The 24,710-nt window shown below is 58.9% G+C and carries 25 protein-coding genes and 2 tRNA genes; 8 read left to right on the forward strand and 19 right to left on the reverse strand.

Features of this window, described 5'->3' with window-relative positions; genetic code table 11:
- Nucleotides 1-201: 201 nt before the first annotated feature.
- The 4 genes from WA928_RS09110 to WA928_RS09125 form a co-directional block, all read right to left on the reverse strand.
- Nucleotides 202-276: transfer RNA gene (locus tag WA928_RS09110), tRNA-Val, on the reverse strand.
- 109 nt (nucleotides 277-385) lie between these two features.
- Nucleotides 386-1,147 carry a DNA polymerase III subunit epsilon gene (dnaQ, locus tag WA928_RS09115; RefSeq protein WP_424302544.1) on the reverse strand — a complete coding sequence of 254 codons (762 nt, stop codon included), beginning with the start codon at nucleotides 1,145-1,147 and terminating at the stop codon, nucleotides 386-388.
- A gap of 9 nt (nucleotides 1,148-1,156) precedes the next feature.
- Nucleotides 1,157-1,672, reverse strand: a complete 516-nt coding sequence (gene rnhA, locus WA928_RS09120) for a ribonuclease HI (RefSeq protein ID WP_424302547.1) — start codon at nucleotides 1,670-1,672, stop codon at nucleotides 1,157-1,159.
- 39 nt (nucleotides 1,673-1,711) lie between these two features.
- Nucleotides 1,712-2,479, reverse strand: a complete 768-nt coding sequence (locus WA928_RS09125) for a class I SAM-dependent methyltransferase (protein WP_417252100.1) — start codon at nucleotides 2,477-2,479, stop codon at nucleotides 1,712-1,714.
- A 30-nt stretch (nucleotides 2,480-2,509) separates the two neighbouring features.
- Here WA928_RS09125 and gloB point away from each other — a divergent pair, with 30 nt between their 5' ends.
- The 4 genes from gloB to WA928_RS09145 all read left to right on the forward strand — a co-directional run bounded on the left by gloB (nucleotide 2,510) and on the right by WA928_RS09145 (nucleotide 6,055).
- Nucleotides 2,510-3,304 carry a hydroxyacylglutathione hydrolase gene (gene gloB / locus WA928_RS09130; RefSeq protein ID WP_424302875.1) on the forward strand — a complete coding sequence of 265 codons (795 nt, stop codon included), beginning with the start codon at nucleotides 2,510-2,512 and terminating at the stop codon, nucleotides 3,302-3,304.
- 7 nt (nucleotides 3,305-3,311) lie between these two features.
- Entirely contained in the window at nucleotides 3,312-4,709 is a 1,398-nt protein-coding gene (locus WA928_RS09135; RefSeq protein ID WP_417252102.1) for a transglycosylase SLT domain-containing protein, read from the forward strand.
- Between the two features lie 23 nt (nucleotides 4,710-4,732).
- Complete coding sequence (gene fabI, locus WA928_RS09140) at nucleotides 4,733-5,515, forward strand: enoyl-ACP reductase FabI (RefSeq protein ID WP_350382836.1); 783 nt, start codon at nucleotides 4,733-4,735, stop codon at nucleotides 5,513-5,515.
- A gap of 63 nt (nucleotides 5,516-5,578) precedes the next feature.
- Nucleotides 5,579-6,055: a DUF4262 domain-containing protein gene (locus WA928_RS09145; protein ID WP_424302552.1), complete on the forward strand. Its 477-nt coding sequence runs from the start codon at nucleotides 5,579-5,581 to the stop codon at nucleotides 6,053-6,055.
- A gap of 53 nt (nucleotides 6,056-6,108) precedes the next feature.
- Here WA928_RS09145 and WA928_RS09150 read toward each other — a convergent pair.
- From WA928_RS09150 to tyrS, 7 genes are all read right to left on the reverse strand, one after another.
- Nucleotides 6,109-6,199 (reverse strand) — tRNA-Ser (locus WA928_RS09150).
- Nucleotides 6,200-6,464: 265 nt separating this feature from the next.
- On the reverse strand, nucleotides 6,465-7,097 hold the full coding sequence (locus WA928_RS09155; RefSeq protein ID WP_424302555.1) for a riboflavin synthase: 633 nt from the start codon (nucleotides 7,095-7,097) through the stop codon (nucleotides 6,465-6,467).
- A 38-nt stretch (nucleotides 7,098-7,135) separates the two neighbouring features.
- Nucleotides 7,136-8,305, reverse strand: a complete 1,170-nt coding sequence (ribD, locus tag WA928_RS09160; RefSeq protein ID WP_424302558.1) for a bifunctional diaminohydroxyphosphoribosylaminopyrimidine deaminase/5-amino-6-(5-phosphoribosylamino)uracil reductase RibD — start codon at nucleotides 8,303-8,305, stop codon at nucleotides 7,136-7,138.
- Entirely contained in the window at nucleotides 8,292-8,759 is a 468-nt protein-coding gene (gene nrdR / locus WA928_RS09165) for a transcriptional regulator NrdR (protein WP_424302561.1), read from the reverse strand. Before nrdR ends, ribD begins: the two co-directional genes overlap by 14 nt.
- Before the next feature lie 35 nt (nucleotides 8,760-8,794).
- Nucleotides 8,795-10,039 (reverse strand): serine hydroxymethyltransferase, encoded by a 1,245-nt coding sequence (glyA, locus tag WA928_RS09170; RefSeq protein ID WP_424302564.1) that lies wholly within the window; start codon nucleotides 10,037-10,039, stop codon nucleotides 8,795-8,797.
- A gap of 86 nt (nucleotides 10,040-10,125) precedes the next feature.
- Nucleotides 10,126-10,758, reverse strand: a complete 633-nt coding sequence (locus tag WA928_RS09175) for a YbhB/YbcL family Raf kinase inhibitor-like protein (protein WP_424302567.1) — start codon at nucleotides 10,756-10,758, stop codon at nucleotides 10,126-10,128.
- Nucleotides 10,759-10,779: 21 nt separating this feature from the next.
- Nucleotides 10,780-12,006: a tyrosine--tRNA ligase gene (gene tyrS, locus WA928_RS09180; protein ID WP_424302569.1), complete on the reverse strand. Its 1,227-nt coding sequence runs from the start codon at nucleotides 12,004-12,006 to the stop codon at nucleotides 10,780-10,782.
- 179 nt (nucleotides 12,007-12,185) lie between these two features.
- Here tyrS and WA928_RS09185 point away from each other — a divergent pair, with 179 nt between their 5' ends.
- Nucleotides 12,186-13,586: a peptidoglycan DD-metalloendopeptidase family protein gene (locus WA928_RS09185; RefSeq protein ID WP_424302571.1), complete on the forward strand. Its 1,401-nt coding sequence runs from the start codon at nucleotides 12,186-12,188 to the stop codon at nucleotides 13,584-13,586.
- Between the two features lie 75 nt (nucleotides 13,587-13,661).
- Complete coding sequence (locus WA928_RS09190) at nucleotides 13,662-14,789, forward strand: anhydro-N-acetylmuramic acid kinase (RefSeq protein ID WP_424302574.1); 1,128 nt, start codon at nucleotides 13,662-13,664, stop codon at nucleotides 14,787-14,789.
- On the opposite strand, the gene erpA is transcribed toward WA928_RS09190, so the two are convergent.
- The 7 genes from erpA to pmbA all read right to left on the reverse strand — a co-directional run bounded on the left by erpA (nucleotide 14,790) and on the right by pmbA (nucleotide 20,780).
- Nucleotides 14,790-15,152, reverse strand: a complete 363-nt coding sequence (gene erpA, locus WA928_RS09195; protein ID WP_424302878.1) for an iron-sulfur cluster insertion protein ErpA — start codon at nucleotides 15,150-15,152, stop codon at nucleotides 14,790-14,792.
- Nucleotides 15,152-15,838, reverse strand: a complete 687-nt coding sequence (locus tag WA928_RS09200; RefSeq protein ID WP_424302577.1) for a DUF6776 family protein — start codon at nucleotides 15,836-15,838, stop codon at nucleotides 15,152-15,154. Before WA928_RS09200 ends, erpA begins: the two co-directional genes overlap by 1 nt.
- A 60-nt stretch (nucleotides 15,839-15,898) precedes the next feature.
- Nucleotides 15,899-16,963, reverse strand: coding sequence for an N-acetyl-gamma-glutamyl-phosphate reductase (argC, locus tag WA928_RS09205; protein WP_424302580.1), 1,065 nt, complete (start codon nucleotides 16,961-16,963; stop codon nucleotides 15,899-15,901).
- 162 nt (nucleotides 16,964-17,125) lie between these two features.
- Nucleotides 17,126-17,518 carry a 30S ribosomal protein S9 gene (gene rpsI / locus WA928_RS09210; protein ID WP_424302583.1) on the reverse strand — a complete coding sequence of 131 codons (393 nt, stop codon included), beginning with the start codon at nucleotides 17,516-17,518 and terminating at the stop codon, nucleotides 17,126-17,128.
- 12 nt (nucleotides 17,519-17,530) lie between these two features.
- Nucleotides 17,531-17,959 carry a 50S ribosomal protein L13 gene (rplM, locus tag WA928_RS09215; RefSeq protein WP_043685031.1) on the reverse strand — a complete coding sequence of 143 codons (429 nt, stop codon included), beginning with the start codon at nucleotides 17,957-17,959 and terminating at the stop codon, nucleotides 17,531-17,533.
- 273 nt (nucleotides 17,960-18,232) lie between these two features.
- Complete coding sequence (locus WA928_RS09220; RefSeq protein ID WP_424302586.1) at nucleotides 18,233-19,333, reverse strand: TRAP transporter substrate-binding protein; 1,101 nt, start codon at nucleotides 19,331-19,333, stop codon at nucleotides 18,233-18,235.
- Nucleotides 19,334-19,409: 76 nt separating this feature from the next.
- Nucleotides 19,410-20,780 carry a metalloprotease PmbA gene (gene pmbA / locus WA928_RS09225; RefSeq protein WP_424302589.1) on the reverse strand — a complete coding sequence of 457 codons (1,371 nt, stop codon included), beginning with the start codon at nucleotides 20,778-20,780 and terminating at the stop codon, nucleotides 19,410-19,412.
- A gap of 51 nt (nucleotides 20,781-20,831) precedes the next feature.
- Between pmbA and yjgA the strand changes: the two genes are divergently transcribed.
- Both yjgA and WA928_RS09235 read left to right on the forward strand, forming a co-directional pair.
- Complete coding sequence (yjgA, locus tag WA928_RS09230) at nucleotides 20,832-21,404, forward strand: ribosome biogenesis factor YjgA (RefSeq protein ID WP_424302592.1); 573 nt, start codon at nucleotides 20,832-20,834, stop codon at nucleotides 21,402-21,404.
- Entirely contained in the window at nucleotides 21,394-22,092 is a 699-nt protein-coding gene (locus WA928_RS09235) for an alpha/beta hydrolase (protein WP_424302595.1), read from the forward strand. The genes yjgA and WA928_RS09235 overlap by 11 nt, the downstream gene beginning before the upstream one ends.
- Before the next feature lie 94 nt (nucleotides 22,093-22,186).
- Here the strand turns inward: WA928_RS09235 and WA928_RS09240 are convergent, their stop codons facing one another.
- Complete coding sequence (locus tag WA928_RS09240) at nucleotides 22,187-24,643, reverse strand: GNAT family N-acetyltransferase (RefSeq protein WP_424302598.1); 2,457 nt, start codon at nucleotides 24,641-24,643, stop codon at nucleotides 22,187-22,189.
- Nucleotides 24,644-24,710: the final 67 nt, after the last annotated feature.

Consider the following 24,710-nt stretch of genomic DNA (forward strand, 5'->3'; position numbering starts at 1 on the left):
CTCGCGCCGTGCATATGGCTTCAGGAATTTTGAGAATTACCGCTTAAGAGTCTTGGCTCAATGCGGCTGGAACGGTGTGATCAACCGTGTCTGATGAATGCGTATCCCCCGATTATGGGGTAGAGCCGATGAATGCGTATCCCCCGATTATGGGGTAGAGCCCAAAAATCGCGTAACTGATTGATTTTATGGGGATTTAGATGGTGGGCGGTACAAGGTTCGAACTTGTGACCCCTGCCGTGTGAAGGCAGTGCTCTACCACTGAGCTAACCGCCCAATCGGGATGCTGCCAGAAGATGCGCAAGACACGCAAAGGCAGCCGACTGGAAAGACCGAAATTGTACACGAAACCTAAAAAAACCGCAGACAGTCGTTAAGCCGGCTCTCAGCCTGCCAAGGGGCTCTCGGTGCTGGCAGCGTCAGCAGTTTCACCCGCTTCCAGCTCTCGCCAAAGGCTGCGTCCGCCCGAAGCCTTGTCCAGGCCGTCCAGATAGGCTTCGTGCGCCTGCTGATCAGCGTCTGACACGGTAATGACGGGAAGGCCCGAGGCATCAAACCGGGTACCCGCAAACGAATCAGCCCCCTGGCCGCGGCGCCGGTTGCGATCCGAGGGATCCCCCAGCAGCGAGTTCTGGCCACGGGTCATGGCCAGCCACACCTCGCCCAGAAGCTCTGAATCCAGCAAGGCGCCGTGCAGGGTGCGATGCGCATTGGAAATACCAAACCGTTCGCACAGCGCATCCAGATTGTTGCGCTTGCCCGGAAACATCTCGCGCGCCACAGCCAGTGAGTCTGTGACCTTGCCGCATAAATCCGTAAACACGGGCAACCCGGCACGTTTAAGCTCGGCATTCAAGAACTTGACGTCAAATGCCGCGTTATGAATGATGACTTCGGCATCCTGCACAAACTCCACCAGTTGCCCCGCCACCTCTGGAAACCGGGGATGTGCAGACAAAAATTCGGTGGTCAGGCCATGAACATTTAACGCCTCGGGGTCGCTGTCCCGATCAGGGTTCAGGTACAGATGCAGGTGTTGCTTGCTGACGCGACGGTTGATGATCTCTATACAGGCAAGCTCTACCACGCGGTGGCCTTGCTCAGGCTCCAGGCCGGTGGTCTCAGTATCCAGGACAATTTGACGCATAGGTTTTACTTAAGATGAGGGTGAGCGCATGGAATCGACGCCCTGGTTGGCCAGCGCGTCAGCGCGCTCGTTGCCGGGGTCGCCCGCATGGCCCTTTACCCAACGCCAGTGTAGTTCATGCTGGGCAGCCAGCTTATCCAGGGCTTGCCAGAGATCAGCATTTTTAACCGGCTTTTTGTCGGCGGTGCGCCAGTCGCGGCGCTTCCAGTTGGCCAGCCACTGCGTCATCCCCTTTTGCACATACACGGAATCCGTATGCACCGTCACCTCGCAGCGGCGCTTCAGTGCCTGCAACGCCTGAATCACCGCCATCAGTTCCATCCGGTTATTGGTGGTCAGGGGTTCTCCGCCGTGCAGGGTTTTTTCAAACTTGCCTTGGCGCAACAAGGCGCCCCAGCCGCCAGGGCCAGGATTGCCCTTGCAGGCACCGTCTGTCCAGATTTCCACATGGGACAAACGCTCGTCGGCTGCGCCCGTATTGGTCTGTGCCGCCGCAGACTGCGGCGTGTCTGTTGTCAAACTCATGAAATCCTTATTTAGATGGCGGGCTGGCCTGGCCAGCCACTACCGTCCTGTATCTTCAACCTGATTAGCCACCGGGACCACGACGTCGCGCCGAACGCGCCGCCGCCGGCCCTTGCGCCAGGCGGGCCCCACCAGCCGGATGCCCGTCAGCCGCTTGACGGCTGCAATGGCGTACACCGCGCCGCCCGCCGGCCACCAGCGGTCTCCGGCGTGCTCCATAAATCGCCAGCGCTGCAGCCAGGACTCGCTGGCGCACAACGGCGAGTAGCAGCCAAACCGGCCACGATCGAGCTCGAAGGATAACAGCTTGAACCAGTCTTTCAGGCGTGAGGGCGCCACCTGGGATGGCACGGGGATAGGCAGTTGCAAGGCCAGGCCAGGAAGTGATTCTCGCAGGCCCCATAAACTGTAAGGGTTGAAACCGGTCATCACAACGCGCCCTTCGGGCATCAAGACACGCTCGGCCTCGCGCAAGGCCTGGTGCGGATCGTCGCACCATTCCAGAGTATGCGGCATGACGATAAGATCCACGCTTTGGCTATCAAAGGGCAGTTGCTCTGGCTGGCAGATCAGGCGCCCCGCCCGCGTGCCAAACGGGGCATCGGGGCTGTGCGCCCAGGCTTTGTAAGGAATCCGGTTGGCACGCAACAGATCCCAGTGCGGCAGGCCAATTTGTATGGCATGATAGCCAAATGCGTTGCTGACCATCGCGTCTACCTGCTGTTGCTCCCAGGTGCGCACATACTGGCCTGCCGGCGTTTCCAGCCACTCAGCTAACTCGATTGGCATTGCACGATGCGGTGCCACCCTAACTCCTTTGCCATGAATTCCCTTTCTGTGTCTACCGACGCGCCGGCTACGCTGACACCTGTCCCGGCACTCTCCGACAACTATATCTGGATGGTACAAAAAAACGGCCATGCCGTCGTGGTAGACCCCGGCGAAGCAGAGCCCGTTTTGCAGCGGCTGCCCAAGGGTTGCACGCTGGAAGCCATCCTGATCACACATCACCACCATGATCACACCGGCGGGATGCAGGCATTACAACAGCTAACGGGCGCGCACGTCTACGGCCCGCGTCTTGAAAAAATCCCGGGCTGCGATACCTTGCTAGGCGAAGGCGATGAAATCACGCTGCCAGGATGCGGCCTGCAGTTCAAGGTACTCGACATCCCCGGCCACACAGCCGGACACATCGCCTACACGGGGCAAATCAGCCCCGATACCAACATCGTTTTTTGTGGCGATACACTATTTGCGGCAGGCTGCGGCCGGGTGTTTGAAGGCACCCCTGCACAAATGTTGCAATCCTTGAGTAAAATCGCAAGTTTGGCGCCAGACACATTGGTGTGCTGTGCTCATGAGTACACCGCATCCAATATCCGCTGGGCCTTACAAGTAGAGCCGGCCAACACCGCACTGCAAGCGCGTGCCCAGGAAACCACGCATTTGCGCGCACAAGGCTTGCCTACTGTGCCGTCGCGTCTGGGCCTGGAGCTGCAAACCAACCCGTTTCTGCGCACCCGGCACCCTGATGTCCAGGCGGCTGCCAACCAGCATGCTGCCACCCGATTAACGACACCCGAAACAGTTTTCGCGTGTCTGCGCGAATGGAAGAACAACTTCAGATGATCCAGACATGAGAATCCTGCGCCTGATATTTCCACTCTTGCTGCTGCTTGTGGCCGGTTGTGCTACCCAACCAGGTTCAAAAGATCGCCAGGCTTACGTGGCAGAGGACACCTCCCGCACAGTCGATCTCACTCACCCCCCACGCGACATGTGGGACCGCATCCGGCGTGGATTTGCCATCCCCAATCTGCACAGCGAACGCGTCGATTACTGGACAGACTACTACGCCGAGCACCCGCAGTCGGTGCTGCTCATGAGCCAGCGAGCAGGCAAATACCTGTATTACATCGTCGACGAGCTTAACCGCCGCGGCCTGCCCACCGAGCTCGCCCTGCTGCCGTTTGTCGAGTCTGCCTACAATCCCAACGCCTTGTCGCGATCAAAGGCCTCAGGCCTGTGGCAATTTATCCCCAGCACCGGACTGCACTACAAATTGCAGCAAGACTGGTGGCGCGACCAACGGCGCGATCCCGTCGCATCCACACAGGCAGCCCTGGATTACCTGAGCTACCTGTACGATTTTCAGGGCGACTGGTACCTTGCGCTGGCGTCGTACAACTGGGGTGAGGGCTCGGTTAAAAGGGCACTGGATAAAGCTGTCAGTCAGGGCAACGAGCCCATCTATACGCAGCTGGACATGCCTGATGAAACCCGCAACTATGTACCCAAGCTGCAGGCCATCAAAAACATCATCGCCCGCCCCGAGAAATACGGCATCTTGCTGCCCAAGGTTAGCAACGCCCCCTATTTCACCACCGTACACAAAAGCCGTGACATGGATATCGCCGTGGCGGCAGCCCTGGCCGAAATGCCGGTCGAAGACTTCCGCGCACTAAACCCATCCTATAACCGTCCGGTTATTTTGGCTGCGCACAATCCTGCGCTACATCTGCCGCTGGATAAAGTGGCGGTTTTTAACAGCAACCTGAAAACCTACACCGGCAGCCTGTCCTCCTGGCAGGTCGTGCATCCAAAGCGGGGCCAATCCCTGGCCAGCATCGCCAAGGCGCACAACATCACGCTGGATGCCCTGCGTCAGGCCAACAATCTGTCGTCCAGGCAAACCCGGGCCAAGGTTGCCACTTTGCTGGTGCCAACACCTGTAGCGCCCAACAACGCAGGCGTTTTACTGGCCTCGTACACGCCAAACAGAGAAGCCACCGCCAGTGTGCAGCCAGCGGGCAATACCGCGCAGCAAGCCCGCACGGCCAAGCAAACCGCCAGCCTGCGGCCCAGCGCACCCAGTGTCCGCACGCATACCATCCGCAAGGGCGATACCCTGTACTCCCTGGCACGACGCTACAACACATCGGTTGACGCACTGCGTAAGCTCAATAATCTTAAAGGCTCTGCACTATCCACCGGACAACGCTTGCGCGTACCGGGCACGGATGTCCAGGGCTGATCTCACTCACAGGACCACACATCATGGGTTTTCTCAACGGCAAACGCATTCTGATCACCGGCGTACTGTCCAATCGCTCCATCGCTTACGGCATCGCCCACGCCTGCCGCGCTCAGGGCGCTGAACTCGCACTCACCTATGTCGGTGAGCGCTTTGAGGATCGCGTACGGGGTTTCGCTAAAGATCTGGGCAGCGATATTGTCATCCCCTGTGATGTCGGCGACGACGCCCAGATCGAGGCCACGTTTGCCGCGTTGGGCCAACACTGGGATGGCCTGGACGGCCTGGTGCACTCGATTGGGTTTGCACCCCGTGACGCCCTGGAGGGCGATTTCCTGGATGGCATGACACGTGAAAACTTTCGCGTGGCACACGATATCTCGGCCTATAGCTTCCCAGCGCTGGCCAAGGCTGCGCTGCCCATGCTTAAAGGGCGCCAGGGCTCGGTGCTTACACTAACCTACCTGGGCGCCGAAAAAGCCATCCCCAACTACAACATGATGGGGCTGGCCAAGGCCTCCCTCGAAGCCAGCGTGCGTTACCTGGCCAAATCCATGGGCAAACAGGGCCTGCGCGCCAACGGCATCTCGGCCGGCCCCATCAAAACCCTGGCGGCCAGCGGCATCCGCGATTTTTCCAACATGCTGAAATACGTCGAATCCCAGTCTCCGCTGGGCCGTAACGTCACCATCGAGGACGTCGGCAACGCAGCCGCCTTCCTGCTGTCTGACCTGGCATCAGGCATCACCGGTGAAATCCTGCACGTCGACTGCGGCTTCTCCAATACTGTCCCCGGGATGGGCTGATAATACGGGCGGGGCTGGCCGCGGGGCCAGCGCCTATCCTCTGCCCACCTCACATCAAGACATATGGCCACATCAGAAGAAGAAAGAAACCGGAGCAAGCTGCAAGGCTTTCTGGAAGACAAACTCAAGTGGCACGACTACACCCACCTCATCGTCTCCGACGACGACATGGATCCAGCCACGTGGTTCATCCACACCCTCGGCCTGGCTCGCACCAAACACCCCGAGCTTATCCTCACGGGCACACTGGACAGCCAACTGGCCATGGATGTGATATCCGACGTAGTGGCCTATGCCCGCCAACACGGCGGGCTGGCCGACCAGGCCCTGCCAGGGCAGGCCGTGCGTATCCCGGTGCAACTGCGCGATGTCTCCACACCGTTTGTCCTCAAGCAACGGGTGGCCCAGGCCAGCAGCCGGTTTGGCGAGTCCATCCGCGTCTTTCAGGTGCTCTGGGCCGACGACAACGGGCGCTTCCCCGACGACCCCGCCTACGACCAGCAAAAATCGCCACAGCAAACGCTGTGGGATGCAGGCTAACAGGCCAAAACAAAACCCCTGCAAACACGCTGTTTGCAGGGGTTTGAACAATCTGGCGGACAAGGGGGGATTCGAACCCCCGATACGCTATAAACGTATACACGCTTTCCAGGCGTGCGCCTTCAACCGCTCGGCCACCTGTCCTAATCCACACCACTTATTTATGGGCGAAGTCCGCTATTCTAGCAGAATAATGATTGGCTGTTAATCCGGGCATGGGACGGCAGGCACCACCCCAACACGCGGGCACCTAAGCAGAAAACTGGCTTAAAGGAATCGTCCGGGTATGTGCAGACAAAGGCTGATGATATTCCACCGACCCAAAGCGTTCGATCAGATCACCCTTCTGGCGATCTGTATTTTTCGGGCCAGATCCCGTTTGCAGGTGACGCAGACAGCAAGACGCGGCTTAAGGCGACGGACTGGGGTTTTGGATATGCCCGACCATACGTTGGACATAACGGGCCAGCATGTCGATCTCCAGATTAACCTGGCTACCTACCTCAAGCAGCCGCAAGGTGGTCATTTGCAAGGTGTGCGGGATCAGGTTGATCGAAACCTCTGCACCCTGCTCGTCATCCAGCACCTGGTTCACCGTAAGGCTTACGCCGTTGACGGTTAGCGAGCCCTTGTAGGCCACATATTGCGACAGATGCGCCGGCACCAACAGGCGAAACTCGACAGACTCTCCAACGGGATCCAGCCGGGTAACCTTGCCCACACCATCAACGTGTCCGGACACCAGATGGCCGTCCAGACTGTCACCCAGACGTAAGGCGTGCTCGAGATTGACTTCGCCTTCAGCATTCAGGCCACACGTGCGCGCCAGGCTCTCGCGCGAGACATCCACCTCGAAAGCACTTTCATGCAAGGCAACCACTGTCATGCAGGCACCCTGTATTGCGATTGAATCACCCAGCCGGGCACGTTGCAAAGGTAGGTTACCGGCATCAATCACAAGACGGACACCGGCGGTTTCGGGGTCTCCTAGCGGACGAATTTCTGTAATGCGACCAAGCGCAGCGACAATACCTGTAAACATGATGTCTGATCCACGAGAGAATTGGGGATGACCGGGGCTCAGGCCGGGCGTTCTGTCAGGCCGCAGGCCTGGCGCAGTGCCTGCCAGTGGCCGGGGTGGCGCAATCTAAGGCGCAAATCGGCACCCATGGGCTGGGCATCGAGAAACTGAAACCGGTAAGCATGATCCAGAGACGTCAGTGGCTCTGGCAATGCGGCCAGGCTTTGGCCATCGCCCACCACGCTGGGCGCCATATACGCCACCCACTCGTCGACATACCCACCAGCCACCAGCGCGCCCTGCAGCCGGGCACCGGCTTCGACATGGACTTCATTGATTTCGTTACTACCGGCCCAGCGGAACAGGGCGGCAAGATCCAGCCCGCCATTTGGGGCCGTGGGCAAGACGATCACCCGCACATTACGGCTGGCCAGGCGCGCAGCCTTGCCCGCGTCTGCGCGGGCAGTGAATACCCAAACGGGATCGCCGTTGAACAAACGGGCTTGCTCGGAGATGATGAACTGGGTGTCGAGCACCGCTCGCACAGGCTGACGGGGCGTAGACACAGCTCGAACATCCAGCAGCGGGTTATCCGTCAGTACAGTGCCAATGCCGGTAAGTACCATGCCCGCACGTGCACGCCAGCGATGACCATCTGCGCGGGCCACATCACCGGTGATCCACTGAGACCGCCCATCGGCCAGTGCCGTACGACCATCAAATGAGGCGGCAGATTTCAACCACACCCAAGGCGTGCCACGCGTCATACGAGCGCAAAATCCAGGGTTTTGTGCCAGGACATCTTCGGCCAATAGGCCTGTTTGTACGGTGATACCCGCGGCCTGCAGGCGCGCAATCCCCTGCCCGGCCACCCGGGGATTGGGATCCTGCATCCCCACCACGACACGCGAGATACCTGCGGCCACCAGCGCATCCGCGCAGGGGGGCGTGCGTCCCTGATGGCTGCAGGGCTCGAGGGTGACATACGCGGTGGCACCGCGCACATCGATGTTTTGCTGTTGGGCCAGCCAAAGGGCTTGTGCCTCGGCGTGGCGCTCGCCTGCCTGCTGGGTGCTGCCTTCAACCAGCCAACGGCCGTCGCGCACCAGCACACATCCCACCCGCGGATTGGGATGGCTGACAAACAAGGCCTGCTCGGCCACTGTCAGCGCACGGCGCATCCAACGGTGATCTTCGGTATTCTGGCCGGACGAATCAACGGGGGCCATGGTCGTGTCCCTTGAATTCGTCAATCGTGTGGACGAACTCGCGGATGTCTTCAAAGCTGCGGTACACAGATGCAAACCGCACATAGGCCACCTGATCGAGCTGCCTGAGCTCGGCCATGACAAGCTCGCCGATGTGGTCGGATGGAACCTCGCGCTTGCCGCTGGTGAGAAGCTTTTCTTGGATACGCACCACGGCAGCATCCAGCGCAAGCGCACTGACAGGCCGCTTGCGTAACGCCAGCGCCATGCTGGCGTGCAACTTTGATGGATCGAAATCAGCCCGGGTGCCATTGCGCTTGACAACAGCCGGCATCATGAGATCGACGCGCTCGTAGGTGGTAAAGCGCCGATCACAGGCCGTGCAGCGCCGTCGACGACGAATGGTGTCGCCTTCTTCGGAAACTCGCGAATCCACCACCTGGGTGTCAGCGCAACTGCAAAACGGGCACTTCATGGGCGTTTCGAGCGCCCTTCGGCGCCCGTCCTGTTTTAGCGGTACACAGGCAATCGGGTGGTGAGCTCGTGAACCCGCCCACGCACTCGGGCAATATTCTCGGCATCCTGAGGATTGTCCAGCACATCGGCAATCAGGTTACCGGTAAGCTCGGCTTCGGCTTCTCTGAAGCCACGAGTGGTCATGGCCGGGGTACCCAGACGAATACCGCTGGTGACAAAAGGCTTTTCGGGGTCGTTGGGGATGGCGTTTTTATTGACTGTGATGTGTGCTTCGCCCAAAACAGCCTCGGCCAGCTTGCCGGTGATGCCCTTGGCACGGAGATCGACCAGCATGACATGGCTTTCAGTGCGCCCGGAGACAATCCGCAGGCCGCGCTTGACCAGCGTGTTTGCCAATACCTGCGCGTTGGCAGCCACCTGGGCAGCGTAGGCCTTGAACTCGGGTTGCAGGGCTTCGCCAAAGGCGACTGCCTTGGCTGCAATCACGTGCATCAGCGGCCCCCCCTGAATGCCCGGGAAGATTGCCGAATTGATGACTTTTTCGAACTCGGATTTCATCAGGATGACGCCGCCCCGCGGCCCACGCAGCGATTTGTGAGTGGTGGTGGTGACAAAATCGGCATGCGGCACGGGATTGGGATACACCCCACCAGCCACCAGGCCGGCATAGTGGGCAATATCCACCATGAACAGGGCACCGTTATCGTGGGCAATACGGGCCATGCGTTCGAAATCAATACGCAAAGCGTAGGCAGAAGCGCCCCCGACGATCAGCTTGGGTTTGAGCGTGCGGGCGAGTTCTTCGAGCTTGTCGTAGTCCAGAACCTCGTTGGCATCCAGGCCATAGGAGTGGAAATCATAAAGCTTGCCTGATGCGTTGACAGATGACCCATGAGTAAGGTGCCCCCCCTCGGCCAGACTCATGCCCAGCACCGTATCACCGGGCTTGAGCACCGCCATGTAGACACCCTGATTGGCCTGCGAGCCCGAGTTGGGCTGCACGTTGGCGCACTCGGCACCAAAGATCTCTTTCACTCGGTCGATAGCCAGTTGTTCAACAATGTCGACAAACTCGCAACCGCCGTAATACCGTTTGCCAGGGTAGCCTTCAGCGTACTTGTTGGTAAGCTGGGTGCCCTGTGCCTGCATGACTGCGGGGCTGGCATAGTTTTCGGACGCGATGAGTTCGATGTGCTGTTCTTGGCGGACATTTTCTTGTTGAATGGCAGCCCAGATAGCGGGATCAGCCTGGTCAAGGGTGCGGGAGCGGTCAAACATGAAAGATCCTGGAGACGAGGGATAAAAAGGGGCCTGCGCGCCAATACGCACAGGAAATCAGATCATTCTAGCGCGAAGCACGTCGCTTACAGCGCATGCAGCCGAGGATTGAGCGTGTAGGTTCCGGTGATCGACGCCTGATCCAGGATATGCCCCTGTATAGCGGCCAGAACTTCCGCACCGCCAAAGCGCCCGGAGAGCGAGAGTTCGGCGACATCCAGGGCATAGACCGTAAACACATACCGGTGCACCAACGCGTCGTTCCAGGGCGGGCACGGGCCGTCGTAGCCAAAGTAGTCGCCATTCATGTCGCGATCAGAGGCAAACCACTGGGTATAGCCATTGAGCCCCTGCCGGGTGTTGTCCAAGGCCAGCGGCCCCGCCTTGCCACGAGGCGTAATGCCTGCACCATAACTGCCTTCGGCCAGGGTGCGAACCTCGGGGGCAATATCCACCAACACCCAGTGATAGAAATCGGTACGCGGCAAATCGGCGGGTACCTCACGGCCTGGCTGATTGACATCATCAGGACGGCTGGGCACGTCGGGGTCGACTGCCAGCACCACAAACGAGCGCACCCCTTCGGGCACGTCAGACCAGGCCAGATGCGGATTATTGTTACCCGCCAGGGCGATATGGGACTGCGGATCGATGCGCCCAAAAGCATTGCGTTCGGGCATGACCCCCTGATCGGGAAAGGATTCACTGTGCAGTTTCATGGGCCCTCCGGAAAAAGCAGCCTAGGTCAGGGTGACCCGGGCAAACTTGCGCTTGCCAACCTGCATGACATACGTGCCGGCCGGAAGCTGCAAGGATTTGTCTTCGATTCGATCGCCATCGATACGCACACCACCTTGCTGGATGTTGCGCTGGGCTTCAGAAGCGGACGCTGCCAGCCCGGACTCGCGCAGCACCTTAAGAATACCCATGGGTGCAGCGCCCACCGTGATTTCTTGCAGATTTTCAGGAACGGCGCCATCACGAAACTGGGCATTGAAGTTATGGAGTGCCTGAGCGCCCTTGCCCGCACCGTGGAAGCGATCAACGATCTCTTGCGCCAGCATGACCTTGGCGTCGCGCGGATTGCGTCCCGCCGTGATTTCTGCCTGCAAGGCGGCGATGTCTTCGAGGGATCGAAACGACAGGAGCTCAAAATAGCGCCACATCAGGGTGTCCGAGATAGACATCAACTTGCCAAACATGGAGTCTGGTACCTCGGAGATGCCAATGTAATTGCCCTTGGACTTGGACATTTTTTCGACACCGTCTGTACCTTCGAGCAGCGGCATCGTGAGGATGCATTGGGGCTCCTGGCCATATTCTTTTTGCAGCTCACGTCCAACCAGAAGATTGAACTTTTGGTCGGTGCCGCCGAGTTCGAGATCGGCCTTCAGCGCAACTGAATCGTATCCTTGCAATAAGGGGTAGAGGAATTCGTGCACAGAGATAGGCACGCCACCCTTGAAGCGGCGTGTGAAATCGTCGCGCTCCATCATGCGGGCCACCGTATAACGCGAAGCCAGCTGGATCAGGCCACGAGAGCCCAATGCATCACACCACTCGGAGTTATAGCGGATCTCGGTACGGGTAGGATCCAGCACCAGGCTGGCCTGGGCATAATACGTTTTGGCGTTTTCCTGGATTTGCTCTGGGGTAAGCGGCGGCCGGGTGGCATTGCGCCCACTGGGGTCGCCAATTTGCGCGGTGAAATCACCGATCAAAAAAATAACGGTATGACCAAGATCTTGTAACTGGCGCATTTTATTGAGCACCACCGTATGGCCCAGATGGATATCTGGCGCGGTAGGATCAAGCCCAAGTTTGATACGTAAAGGCGTGCCGGTTGCGTGACTGCGCGCAAGCTTGGTGGCAAATTCGGAGGCAACGAGAAGCTCGTCGCAGCCGCGCTGAGCCACACGCAGATCGTGCGTAATCTGGGGGTCTTCAGGGGCGCTGGGGGACGACATGATACTGGCTTTATCAGAAAAATTAAAAAAATGCTCGAAAAATCGGGATTAATGCGCTAGCATAACGTGCCATCGCAGCTTCTGTACAACACAACAAGACCCGAACCCTCAAGAGCGCCCATATTAGCAGAGCCGCTTGCCGGGTTATCTGTTAGCAATGCCCGCAGCAATACCTTTTTTTGCGCGACCGCCTGCAGCAGGATAACGGTGCCTCGCACACAGACCCTCCAAATTCTCTTTTGCCCATGATGCCTGACGCCTACCAGACACACCGTCACCGCCATATCACCCGTAGTTTGCTGTTTGCCGCGGGTGGCCTTTTCCTCACCGCTGCCGCACTGGCGGTCGTCAAGCCCTCCGCTCCCCCAGAACCTGTGTTCCAGGCCCGGCAAACGCTGGATCTCCCACCCATGGGAACCCTGGATGAACACGATGCCGCCCCCTATGTGGCATCCACACGCATCCGCCGCGGAGACACTGTCTCCGACCTGCTTAACCGCCTGGGTGTCCACGAAGACGGCTTACTGGCGTTTCTTACGCACGACAAAAGTGCACGATCCATTTACAAGCTGTACCCGGGCCGCACGGTGCAAGCAGCACTCAACGACGCAGGCGATATGGTGTGGTTGCGCTATGCACATACCCCAGGCTCCAGCATCAAATCAGGTGTTCAGTCGGCATGGCTCGAAATCAGCCCCGACAAGCAGGGAGACTTCACTGCCCAAGAGCGCACCACTGCCGCCGTACAAGAAACCCGGGTAGCTGAGGGTGAGATCAACAGTTCTTTGTTTGGCGCTGCTGACGACGCCGGGCTGCCGGATGCCGTCACCCTGCAGATGGTCGATATTCTCAGCAGCCGCATCGACTTCCTTAAAGACCTCCGCAAGGGAGACCGCTTCCGTGTGGTGTACGACACCTACATGCACGATGGCGAAGAAGTCAGCTCCGGACAAATCCGCGCACTCGAGTTCATCAACAAAGGCAAAAAATATAGTGCTGTCTGGTTCAAAAACAGCCAAGGCCAGGCAAGCTACTACGATTTCTCAGGCGCCAGCCTAAAGGGTGCATTTTTACGCACCGCCATCAAATTTACTCGGATCAGCTCCCGGTTCGGGATGCGCATGCACCCCGTCCACAAGCGTTGGGCAGGCCACAAAGGGGTGGATTACGCCGCGGCGTCTGGCACACCCATCCATGCCACAGCCGATGGCACGGTAGCCTTTATCGGCAAGCAAAACGGGTATGGCAATGTCATCATCCTCAAAAACTTTGGCCAGTATTCCACGCTGTACGCACACCAAAGCCGCTTTGCCAAAGGCATCAAAAAAGGCGACCATATCCAGCAAGGGCAACTGATCGGCTATGTGGGCCAAACAGGCTGGGCTACTGGGCCTCACCTGCACTACGAATTCCGCATCAATAACCGGCCGGTCGATCCTCTGGCAGTCGATCTCCCCGTCGCCCGCCCTCTTGAAGCCGCCGATAAAAAAGCATTCCAGACTCTGGTTGCCCGCTATCAGCCCCAGATGCAAATGCTGGCCAAGCTGCAAGACAGCCGCATCCAGGTGGCCTCCCGCTAGTTATTCCGGGGCTGGTCATTTTCCGGGCCAGCCCACTTCAGGGCTGGCCAGCCAGGCCCTTCAAGGGTATCCAACATGATCCAGCCGATGGATGGCTACTATATCGGCCTGATGTCAGGTACCAGCACCGACGGCATCGACGGTGTATTGACACAGATCTCCACCCCACCCGATCCTACACAAAAATCCGTTACCGGCATCCAGATACTGGCCAGCGCCAGCCTGCCTTTGCCGGAGACTCTGCGCGACAGCCTTCTGGCACTGAACACTACCGGCCACGATGAGCTAGCCCGTGCCGCCCAGGCAGCCAACACGCTGGCAGACTGTTACGCCGACGTCGTCACCACCTTGCTGCAGGATGCAGGCTTGCCAGCCACTGCCATCCATGCCATTGGTGCACACGGACAAACAGTCCGGCACGTGCCAGAATCCGGCTACACCATACAGATCAACGCACCTGCACGCCTGGCAGAGCGCACCGGCATTGCAGTCGTGGCGGATTTTCGCAGCCGCGACGTGGCGGCGGGCGGCCAAGGTGCCCCTTTAGTCCCGGCTTTCCATGCAGCGCAGTTTGGTAATAAGCCAGGCCGGGTGATCTTGAATCTTGGCGGTATCGCAAACCTTACTGTGCTGAGCGCGCCGGTGCGCGGCTTTGATACCGGACCAGCCAATATGCTGATGGATGCGTGGGCCCGGCAGCACCTGGGCGTGTTGTTTGACAAGGACGGCGCCTGGGCCGCCAGCGGCCAATGCAACCCACAGTTGCTGGCATCATTGATGGCAGAGCCCTGGCTTGGCCTGCCGCCACCCAAATCAACGGGCCGTGATCTTTTTAATCTTGCCTGGCTGCGCACCCACCTGCAGACATTACCGCAGGCAATCTCCAACAACGACGTACAGGCCACCCTGCTGCAGTTCTCTGTAAAGACAATCAGGCAGGCCATCGAGCAACACGCACCAGATACCAAAGAGGTACTGGTCTGTGGCGGCGGTGCACTGAACACACATCTGATGCACACGTTGGCGCAAGCCCTGCCCTGCACGCTGGAAACCACCCAGGCGCACGGCGTGCCGGTGCAGTCAGTTGAAGCCCTGGCGTTTGCCTGGCTGGCCCACGCGCACCTATGCGGTTATGCGGCATGTCTACCGGCAGTTACCGGTGCGCCCAAGGCCACCATTGCCGGATGTTTGTACCCAGCTTAATCAGGGGGCAAACGACGAGCCACAACCGCAGGTGGTGTTGGCATTGGGGTTGCGAATCACAAATTGCGAGCCTTCGAGATCGTCTTTGTAATCGATCTCGGACCCCACCAGGTATTGAAAGCTCATGGCATCAACCAGCAACTGAACGCCATCGCGCTCGATGGTGGTGTCATCTTCGGCGACGTCTTCGTCAAAGGTGAATCCGTACTGAAACCCGGAACAGCCTCCCCCCTGCACAAACACACGCAACTTGAGGGCGGTGTTGTTTTCTTCGGACATGAGCTCGCGTACTTTTGCCACTGCGGCATCTGTAAAAACCAATGGGCTGGGCGGGACATCGAGATTGACGTGATCTGCGGACATCATGGCTGGGACTCCTGCACGGGATTGCCCGTGCGATTTAAAGCAACATCTTCGGTAGCACGCACGGTGTCACCTTCGAGGATCTCGAGGCGCACAGCGCGTATCTGCACCTGGCTGGGCATCTGCAGAACCCCGGTACTGCGCTGAAACTGATTAAACACCAGGCTCAAGGCATCGGCGGGCTCTGCAGGCGTGGCGTCACCGCCTTCTGCCTGCGCGGGATTAAGGTCTATTTTAACGGTTTTACCCTGTTGCACTGCCTGGGCCACAAAGCGCATGCGGCCTTTGAAGGGCTCGGCCCCGGCTTCTGCATTGCGCGTGAGCAATACCCGATAGCGCAGAAACTCGCCATCAGGTTGAACATCCAGGGCGCGAATCGTCAGTGTACCCGCAGGGCCGGGCGGGATGAGTTGTTCGTAAAAAGAGAGCTGGTCTCGTACCTGAGACAGCTGCGTTTGCAGATTGGTCAGAGAATCCTGCAAGGCACGCTGGGTACCTGCCTGCACATCCGCCTGGTTATGCGCCGTAGCCAAATCGGCACGCGCCTGGTTAAGATCAGCCTGCTGAGTGGCCAACTGGGTTTGCATCGCTTGCATGTGGTCTTGGTCATCTGCATGCATACCCAGATGCATGGCCGCGGCGCCTGCCAAAAACGCAAGCAGCATGGCCAAGCCAAGTTTCAGCATCCTCAGAAACCAGTGCCGCATCCCGTGCCTTTGAGAAGGATAAGGTGTCATGACAGGCCTCTAGGGCAGAACCGCCACCTGTTGCAGCCCGGTGGTTTCTGGGAAATTGAACATGAGGTTCATGTTTTGTACAGCCTGGCCCGCGGCCCCCTTGACCAGATTATCCTGCACCACCAGCACCACCAGGGTGTCGCCGCCTGCAGGCCGATGCACGGCAATGCGCAGCATATTGGAGGCCCGCACCGAGCGTGTCTGAGGCAGGCTGCCGGCCGGCATGACGTCAACAAAGGGCTCGTCGACGTAACGCTCTTGGTACAGTGCCTGAAAATCCGTCTCGAGGGCGTCGGGCAAAATGCGCAGATACAGAGTGGAGAACATCCCGCGAATCATCGGCACCAGATGGGGCACAAAGGTAAGGCCAACCGGCTGGCCGGCAATGCGGGTAAGGCACTCGGAGATCTCGGGATGATGCCGGTGCCCGGTAACCCCATAGGCAGCAAAGTTATCGGCGGCTTCAGAAAACAGCGAGCCCACTTGGGTTTTACGGCCGGCGCCCGACACCCCGGACTTGGAATCGGCAATGATATGGTTCATATCCACCAATGGACGCCCCGCCTGCAACACAGGTGCCAGGCCCAGCAACACCGTTGTGGGATAGCACCCAGGATTGCCTACGACGCGCGCCTGGCGGATACGATCGCGGTCGAGTTCTGGCAAGCCGTACACGGCATCGCGCAGCACCGTTGGACAACTATGCGGCATTTTGTACCACTGCTGAAACGTATCGACATCCTGCAGGCGAAAATCGGCGGCGAGATCGATGACTTTGACATCATGTTGCAGCAATGCCGGGGCTTGCTCCATAGCCACGCCATGCGGGGTGGCAAAAAACACCACATCACATTGATCGAGAGCGGCTTCTTCAGGAGTTTGGAAGCACAAACCGACATGGCCGCGCAAGTTGGGAAACATGTCGGCCACCGGCATACCGGACTCTTTGCGCGAGGTAATGGCGTGCAACTGTACGTTGGGGTGCTGCGACAACAGGCGCAGGAGCTCGACCCCGGTATAACCGGTTCCACCGACAATGCCGGCCTTGATGGGTGCTGTGGTGTGTGTGCTCATGCGAATGTCCTGTCTGAAAAACGAAAGCCTGCCTGCGACATGGCAAAACGCGGCCAGATGTAGGGGGCTACTTAAATTATGACATGTCCCTCAAGCAAAAACCCAGGCACACGGCCTGGGTTTTTGGGATCGCCGGGCGCCAGAGACGCCAGGGAAACAAAATCAGCGTTTGCTGAACTGCTTGCGACGACGGGCTTTGTGGAAACCAACCTTTTTACGCTCGACCTCGCGGGCGTCGCGGGTAACAAATCCAGCTTGTTTCAGCGGGGATTTCAGGGTTTCATCATATTCGATCAGGGCACGGGTAATCCCGTGGCGCACTGCACCTGCCTGGCCGGATTCGCCACCACCGTGCACATTGACGTGGAAGTCGAAGGACTCGAGGTGGTTGGTGAGCGCCAGAGGCTGACGCACGACCATGCGGCCGGTTTCACGAGCGAAGTATTCGTCAACGGGGAGACCGTTGACGATGATCTTGCCCGTACCCTTTTTGAGAAACACTCGTGCCACCGAAGTCTTGCGGCGGCCAGTGCCGTAATTCCAATTACCGATCATAGTGGCCTATCCTCAGAAGTCCAGGGGTTGCGGCTGCTGAGCAGTATGCGGGTGCTCAGCACCGGCATAGACTTTCAGCTTTTTAGCCATGGCGTAGCCCAACGGGCCCTTGGGCAGCATGCCTTTGACGGCTTTCTGCAGGGCACGGCCCGGAAAACGCTGCTGCATTTTCTGGAAGTTGGTTTCGGTGATGCCACCTGGGTACGTAGAGTGACGATAGTAGCGTTTGTCTTGCGCTTTGGCGCCGGTGACAACGATATCGGCAGCATTGATGACGACGATGTAATCGCCCGTATCAACGTGCGGCGTGAATTCGGGTTTGTGCTTGCCACGCAGACGGCGTGCGACTTCGCTGGCCACACGGCCGAGGACCTTGCCCTTGGCGTCGATCACAAACCAGTCACGCTTGACTTCATGCGGCTTGGCCACAAAGGTCTTCATGATGGTGTTCCTGATTAAGAGAAATGAAAAATTTTCGCTTTTTTGTCTGGGCCTTATTGGCCAGATGCCAGCAAGGATGCCCGCCAGAAACGGTGCATATCTGCAAAGAAACCTGGTGGCCCGTACAAAGGTGAATGCAAACGAAAATCCCACCATTGTACACAGCAGCGCGTGCCAGCACAAACCTGGCAAGTAAAAAGCCCTCTGGCGGCGAAGCTCGCGCTCGCCGGCCAGAGGGCTTTGCCACCAGGCGTCTGAGCCCGGCCAGCCAGATTATTTTTTCTGGCGCGCCAGGGCAGCACCCAGGTAGTTATCAAACGAGCCTTCGGCCACACGGAACCAGGGCACCACGTTATCGCGGAAGGCCATGTAGTTGTCGAAGATTTTCTTGAAGCCCGCGTCTTTGTCGCAGAACTCTTTGTACACCTCAGCAGAGGCTTTGAAGGAAGCGTCCATGACCTCGCGCGGGAAGCTCTTGAGTACGGCACCACCAGCAATCAGGCGACGCAAAGCATCCGGATTGTTATTGTCGTAGTACTCAACTAGGTGGTTGGCGGCTGCCCGCGAGGCTACCTGAATGGCGGCCTGGTAGCTTTTGGGGAGTTCGGCATAGGCCTTGTCGTTGACGTACAGCGACACCTGGGCAGAGCCTTCCCACCAACCCGGATAGTAGTAATACTTGGCCACTTTCTGGAAGCCGAGTTTCTCGTCGTCGACAGGCCCGACGAATTCAACGGCATCCAGGGCACCTTTTTCGAGGGCCGGGTAGATATCACCCGTGGCAATTTGCTGAGGCACCACGCCCATGCGCGACAGGACTTCGCCGGCAAAGCCGGCCGTGCGCATTTTGAGTCCCCTCATGTCCTCGGGTGTTTTGATCTCTTTGCGATACCAGCCGCCCATTTGGGTGCCGGTGTTGCCAAGGGGGAAATTGACGATGCCTCGGGGCGCGAAGAGCTCGCGCATCAGCTTGAGGCCATCGCCTTCTTGCATCCAGGCGTTCATCTGGCGCACGTTAAGCCCGAAGGGCACTGCGGTATCAAAGCAAAACGCCGGGTTTTTGCCATAGTAGTAATACGAAGCCGTCTGGCCGCACTCGACAGTGCGGTTACCGACTGCATCCATGACGCCAAAGCCAGGGACGAGTTCGCCCACCGGATACAGACGGATATTGAAATTGCCGTCGGTGAGGTCTTTGACCATGCTGCAAAACAGCTGCGCGGTTGAAAACAGGGCAGGCGTCGCAGACGAATACGTGGACGTCATCTTCCAGTTGAGCTGGGGCGTGGTCTGCGCGATGGCAGGGACTGCGACAGTGGCGGTACCGGCAACAGCACCCAGCCCGGCCTTTTTGAGAAATGCACGACGCTGCATGATGAAAGATCTCCTGTTTGTTATGAGGTGCAGTAACGCTGTGATATTACACTGTGTATCTGCAGCCGCGTAAGCCTTATTGGCCTGCAACCGCCATTTGTTCGATCAGGATGGAACCAGTGGACTTTGCACCGCGCACATGGACATCGGCGCCCACCGCCACCATTTGCTTGAACATCTCTGCCAGATTGCCGGCGATAGTGATTTCGTGCACGGGATGCTGGATGATACCGTTTTGTACCCAATAGCCAAAGGCGCCGCGCGAATAATCACCTGTGACGTAATTGACGCCTTGGCCGATGAGCTCGGTAACCAGCAAGCCTGTGCCCATTTTGTGCAGCATGGCAGCTAGATCATCGCCCACCTGAGTTGCCCGTGAGCGCAAGCTGAGGTTATGCGAGCCGCCAGCGTTGCCAGTGGTGGCCAGACCAAGCTTGCGTGCCGTGTAGGTGGACAGGAAATAACCCGTAAGGACGCCTTGATCCACCACCTGACGAGCCTGGGCACGCACGCCTTCGGCGTCAAAGGGGGAGCTGCCCATGGCACCGGGAATATAGGGGTTCTCGACCACATCCAGATGATCCGCCAGCACGGGTTTACCCAGACTATCGAGCAAAAAGCTGGCTTTGCGGTACAGGGCGCCACCACTGGTAGCCTGCACCAGGGCACCCAGCAGGCCCACTGCAAGCGGCGCTTCGAACAGAACCGGATAACGGCCGGTTTTAAGGCTGCGGGCATGAAGACGGGACAGCGCACGCTGGGCCGCGTAACGGCCTACCTGAGCAGGTGCGGCAAGATCCTGCGCACGGCGCGCCGAGGTATACCAGTAATCTCGCTGCATACCATCACCCGTGCCGGCAATGGGCGCAACCGATAGGCTATGCCGCGAATACGGGTAGCCCCCCAGAAAACCACGCGAGTTGCCCAACACAAAATGGCCCTCGGAAGTATCCAGCGATGCACCTTCGGTATTGGTGATCTGCCCGCTGGTGGAAATCGCGGCGCGCTCGGCCTGAATCGCCATCCTGGCCGCATCGTCCACAGAAATATCCCAGGGATGATGCAAATCCAGATCCGGATAATGCGCGGCCAACTGCTCGGCTTCCGGCAAACCGGCGGCGGGATCTTCGGCGGTATGCCGGGCGATATGCCAGGCCGCCTGCACGGTTTTCTGGATAGCATCGGCAGAAAAATCCGAGGTGGAGGCCGACCCCCGGCGCTGGCCGGCAAAGACCGTAACCGCCAGAGAACGGTCGCGGGTCTGTTCAATGGTTTCCAGCGTGCGGTGGCGCACTGCCACCGAAAGCCCGCGACTTTCGGAGATTTCGGCGGCAGCATCGGATGCACCCGCCTTTGCCGCACATTGCAATGCATCGGTAATCAGCTGACGAAACTGTGCCTGCTGGGCGGGAATATCCAGGAATTGATCAGAGGTGGGGGAGTTCATACGCAATCTGCCGGAGTCAGGACGGTTATCATAGCCAATTGACACCATTTTATGCTTGAACCCATGGTCGAACGCCTTCAGGACGAAGAATCCACCCGCGACGAGCGGCCGCCCAGCAAATCCCAGGTTAAGCGCGACCTCCACGCCCTGCTTGATCTCGGACGAGAGCTGATCGAATTACCCGCCGCACGATTGGCCCAGTTGCCGTTGGACGACTCTCTGCGTGATGCGATTGCCCTGGCACAACGCATCCATGCTCACGAGGGACGGCGGCGACAAACCCATTACGTGGGCAAGTTACTGCGCAATGCCGACGCCACAGCCCTGCGACGGCAGCTGGCCGAATGGGCCAACGGATCGCGCGAACAAACACAATCCATGCACCGCCTCGAAGCGCTGCGCGACCGCCTGCTGGAGAGCGACGAAGCACTGACCGAACTCCTGCAATCGTTTCCGCAGTTGGATATCCAGGCGCTGCGCAACCAGATCCGGGCCGCCCGCAAGGAGGCCAAAGACAACCTTGCCCGCAACCCCGGCCAAGAGCCTGTCCGAAAGCATTATCGGGCATTGTTCCAGACCCTGAAACAGATCGACTTTGAGGACAAACAAGCCGATGGATACTGAACTCGAAACCATTGAACGCACCACGGGCGACGAACCTACGCACAGCATCATCTGGCTGCATGGCCTGGGGGCTGATGGCCACGATTTCGCCCCCATCGTGCCCGAACTCAGCCACCCCGATCTCCCCGCCATTCGCTACGTGTTTCCGCACGCCCCCGTGCGCCCGGTGACGCTCAACCAAGGCATGCCCATGCGCGCCTGGTACGACGCCTACGGCGTAAACCGCGACACTCGTGAAGATGTCGACGGTATCCGCGCAATGCGACGCAGCATTAATACACTGATCACGCGCGAAGCCGAGCGCGGTAGTCCCCGGGAGAACATTATTCTGGCTGGATTCTCGCAAGGCTGCGCCATGGCGCTCTACACCGGGCTACGTCTGGACCATCGCCTGGCCGGCCTGATTGCCCTATCGGGTTATCTGCCCCTGCGAAACACCACTGCAGCAGAACGCCATCCAGCCAATGCGGATACCCCCGTGTTTATGGCTCATGGCACGCAAGATCCGGTGATCCCAATCAGCTTTGCCGAAACCAGCCGCGACTTGCTGCTAAGCCAGAATCAGCCGGTACAGTGGCATACGTATCCGATGCCCCACGGGCTGCATCCGCAAGAGATCGACGATATCCGGGCATTTATCTTGAGTGTGTTCAACCCACGCCGCTCGGATGAATCAGGCACAAAATAGTCCTCAGGAGGCTTTTATTTCCTCTTGGTTCGTGGCATCCACCTCGCGGCTTGCACGCCGCTCGGATGAATCAGGCACAAAATAGTCCTCAGGACTATTTTGTGTCCAGATTCATCCAAATTCTCCGCGTTGTGGGGTCTTCTTCGTCGGCATCATTTTGCAGGCCAAGAGACGTCATCAGGCCGATCATCGCGCGGTTGCTGGCTAGCACGATGCCTTCGATGTAGCGCAAGCCTTGTTGACGGGCCACCTGAAACAGGCTTTGCATGAGCTCGCCACCCAGGCCACGGCGCTGCCAGTCGTCGGCAATCACCAAAGCATATTCGGCACCTTGCCCATCGGCATTGCGCAGGTAATGGGCAAAACCCACGATGCGCTCGCGCAAAAGGCCACGGTTTTCGGGGTTAGGCACCTGCACCGTGGCGACAAACGCCACTTCACGGTCGTAGTCGATGCGCGTATAGCGTGCCAGCATCCGTGGAGTGAGCTCGCGCAACATCGACACAAACCGCATGTAGCGGGATTCATCCGACAAGCCGCGAATAAATTCTTGCAACAAGGTTGCATCCTCGGGCCGGATCGGGCGTAACAGCCATTCCTGGCCGTCGGACATCACCATCGGACGCACCAAACGGCGCGGATAGGGATGGATGGCCATGTGGCGATAGGCCTGGTTTTCGGGCCGCTCACCATCGTAATTGGGGTCAATCTCAACGCGGATCTCACCGGCAAAAAGACTGCTGTCATCCCACCACAGAGGATTGACGGACAAGGTTTTGATACCCGGCAGCGCGCTGATGATCTCGGAGACGCGTTCAAGGGATTCACGTAATTGCTCAAACACCGCAGGCGTTAGTTCGCGTTCGAGGACACGAGACCAAAACTTGCCCCGCTGAATCAACTGGCGCGCCAGATAATTATTGAGTGGCGGAAGCTCGATCTCACCATAGGGCGAGGCCAGGCGCGCAGGGCGGCCACCAGGGCCAAACTGGATGTAGGGCCCAAAGTGCTTGTCCTGGCGCACATGGATGGCCATGGGCAGATTCTGGCGGGCCGTCTCGGGCGGCTCGTGATCCTCTACCCGGATGGGCACATGAAAGCAGTCGAGCAGCCAGCGACAGCTGCCGCTGTCCAGAGCGGTCTTGCCCGACATGATGGCATCGTTGAGTAGTGTGCGGGCTTCGTCCAGACGCGGCGGGCGACTGAGCATTTCGGGGGGCAAGGCCTGCTGCGCCAGGGTTTGGTTGTAGTGATAGGACGCCAGAATGGCGTAGGCGTTGGCAGCGGACTCTGGCGTGCGAAACGCCGGCAAACCGACTGCATCCAGCCGATGGCGCTGAGGGCGCATCGAGGCATCACCCAGAAAACACGAAATAATCGGCTTGCTGGCAGCCTCCGAGACATCTGCCAGGGTACCGGCTGCCTGATCCATATCAGACAGCGGGTCAGGCGCAATCAATACCAGCACGCCATCCACATTGGGATCCGACACGATCAGATGCAGTGCCTGCCTCAACCGAACGGGGTCGAGCGGCGCATGGCTGACCACCGGATTGCTGACCGACGCGCCTGGCTCAAGCAAAGCGGCGAGATCACGGCGCGTTTGCGCACCGAGATCGGCCCGTGCAACCGGTCCATTGGGTGCAATCGCATCGAGCGCCAGGTGCGCCGCCCCATGCCCATTGGAAAACAGCGCAATGTGGCGACCTCGTTGGTGCTTTGCATGCACCAGCACCTTGAGCGCAGAAAACAGCTGAACAAAGAACCGGATCCGCACAGCTCCGGTACGGCGCAGCAAGGCATCGAACACGGCATCTGCAGCTGCGCTGTCGCCCGCTCCCTGGCGCCCGGCCTTGAGCACAATCACCGGTTTTACACTGGCTGCCGCCATCAAGGCACTGGTGAAACGCCGTGAGGAATCGGCTTCTTCGAGATACAGGACAATACTGTCGGAGCGGGGATCCATCGAAAGATACTCGAGAACCTCGGCCACGGTTACGCCGGATGTGTCTCCCGTGGATACGACAGCAGAAAACCCCAGATGGATGTCTCCTGCCCAATCCAGTACAGCGGCCGCCACCATGCGCGACTGCGCCACCAGCGCTACACGGCCCACAGGCGCACCCTTGTCATCCAGCCCGAGGTTGAGACCAAGATGAGGCCGCTGAATGCCCAACGCGCCTGGCCCCAGCACGAGACAGTCGTTCATGCGGCCCCAGGCCTGACAATACGTAAGGGTCTCGATGGGATCGGCAGACGGCGTCTCGTGTGGCAGCAAGACCAGCGAGCGCGGCCGGTAGCGGCGCAAATCGCCCAAGGCGGCCGGCAGGCGGGCCGGATCGAGGCACAACAAGGCCATATCCAGCCGTTGATCTGGCTGGAGATACTCCAAAGTGGCAGGCAAATGCCACTGACCGCCGGCGTCTACCGTGACACCCGTAACCCGCCCCCGCAGCAATGGAGGGGGCGCCTGTACAACCGGAAGCTCTCGCGAACTAAGCACGAGCAAGGAACGCGGCTCGAAGAGAGCTGCCAGGCGATGACGCAACATAAAAAGAACCCCGGGCCCCTGAAAAGATCGTGTCCTTTAAAATACACGATTTACCCCCTGATTCTAC

Origin of the sequence: Castellaniella sp. (assembly GCF_049651205.1) — a bacterium.
Taxonomy (GTDB): Bacteria; Pseudomonadota; Gammaproteobacteria; order Burkholderiales; family Burkholderiaceae_B; genus Castellaniella.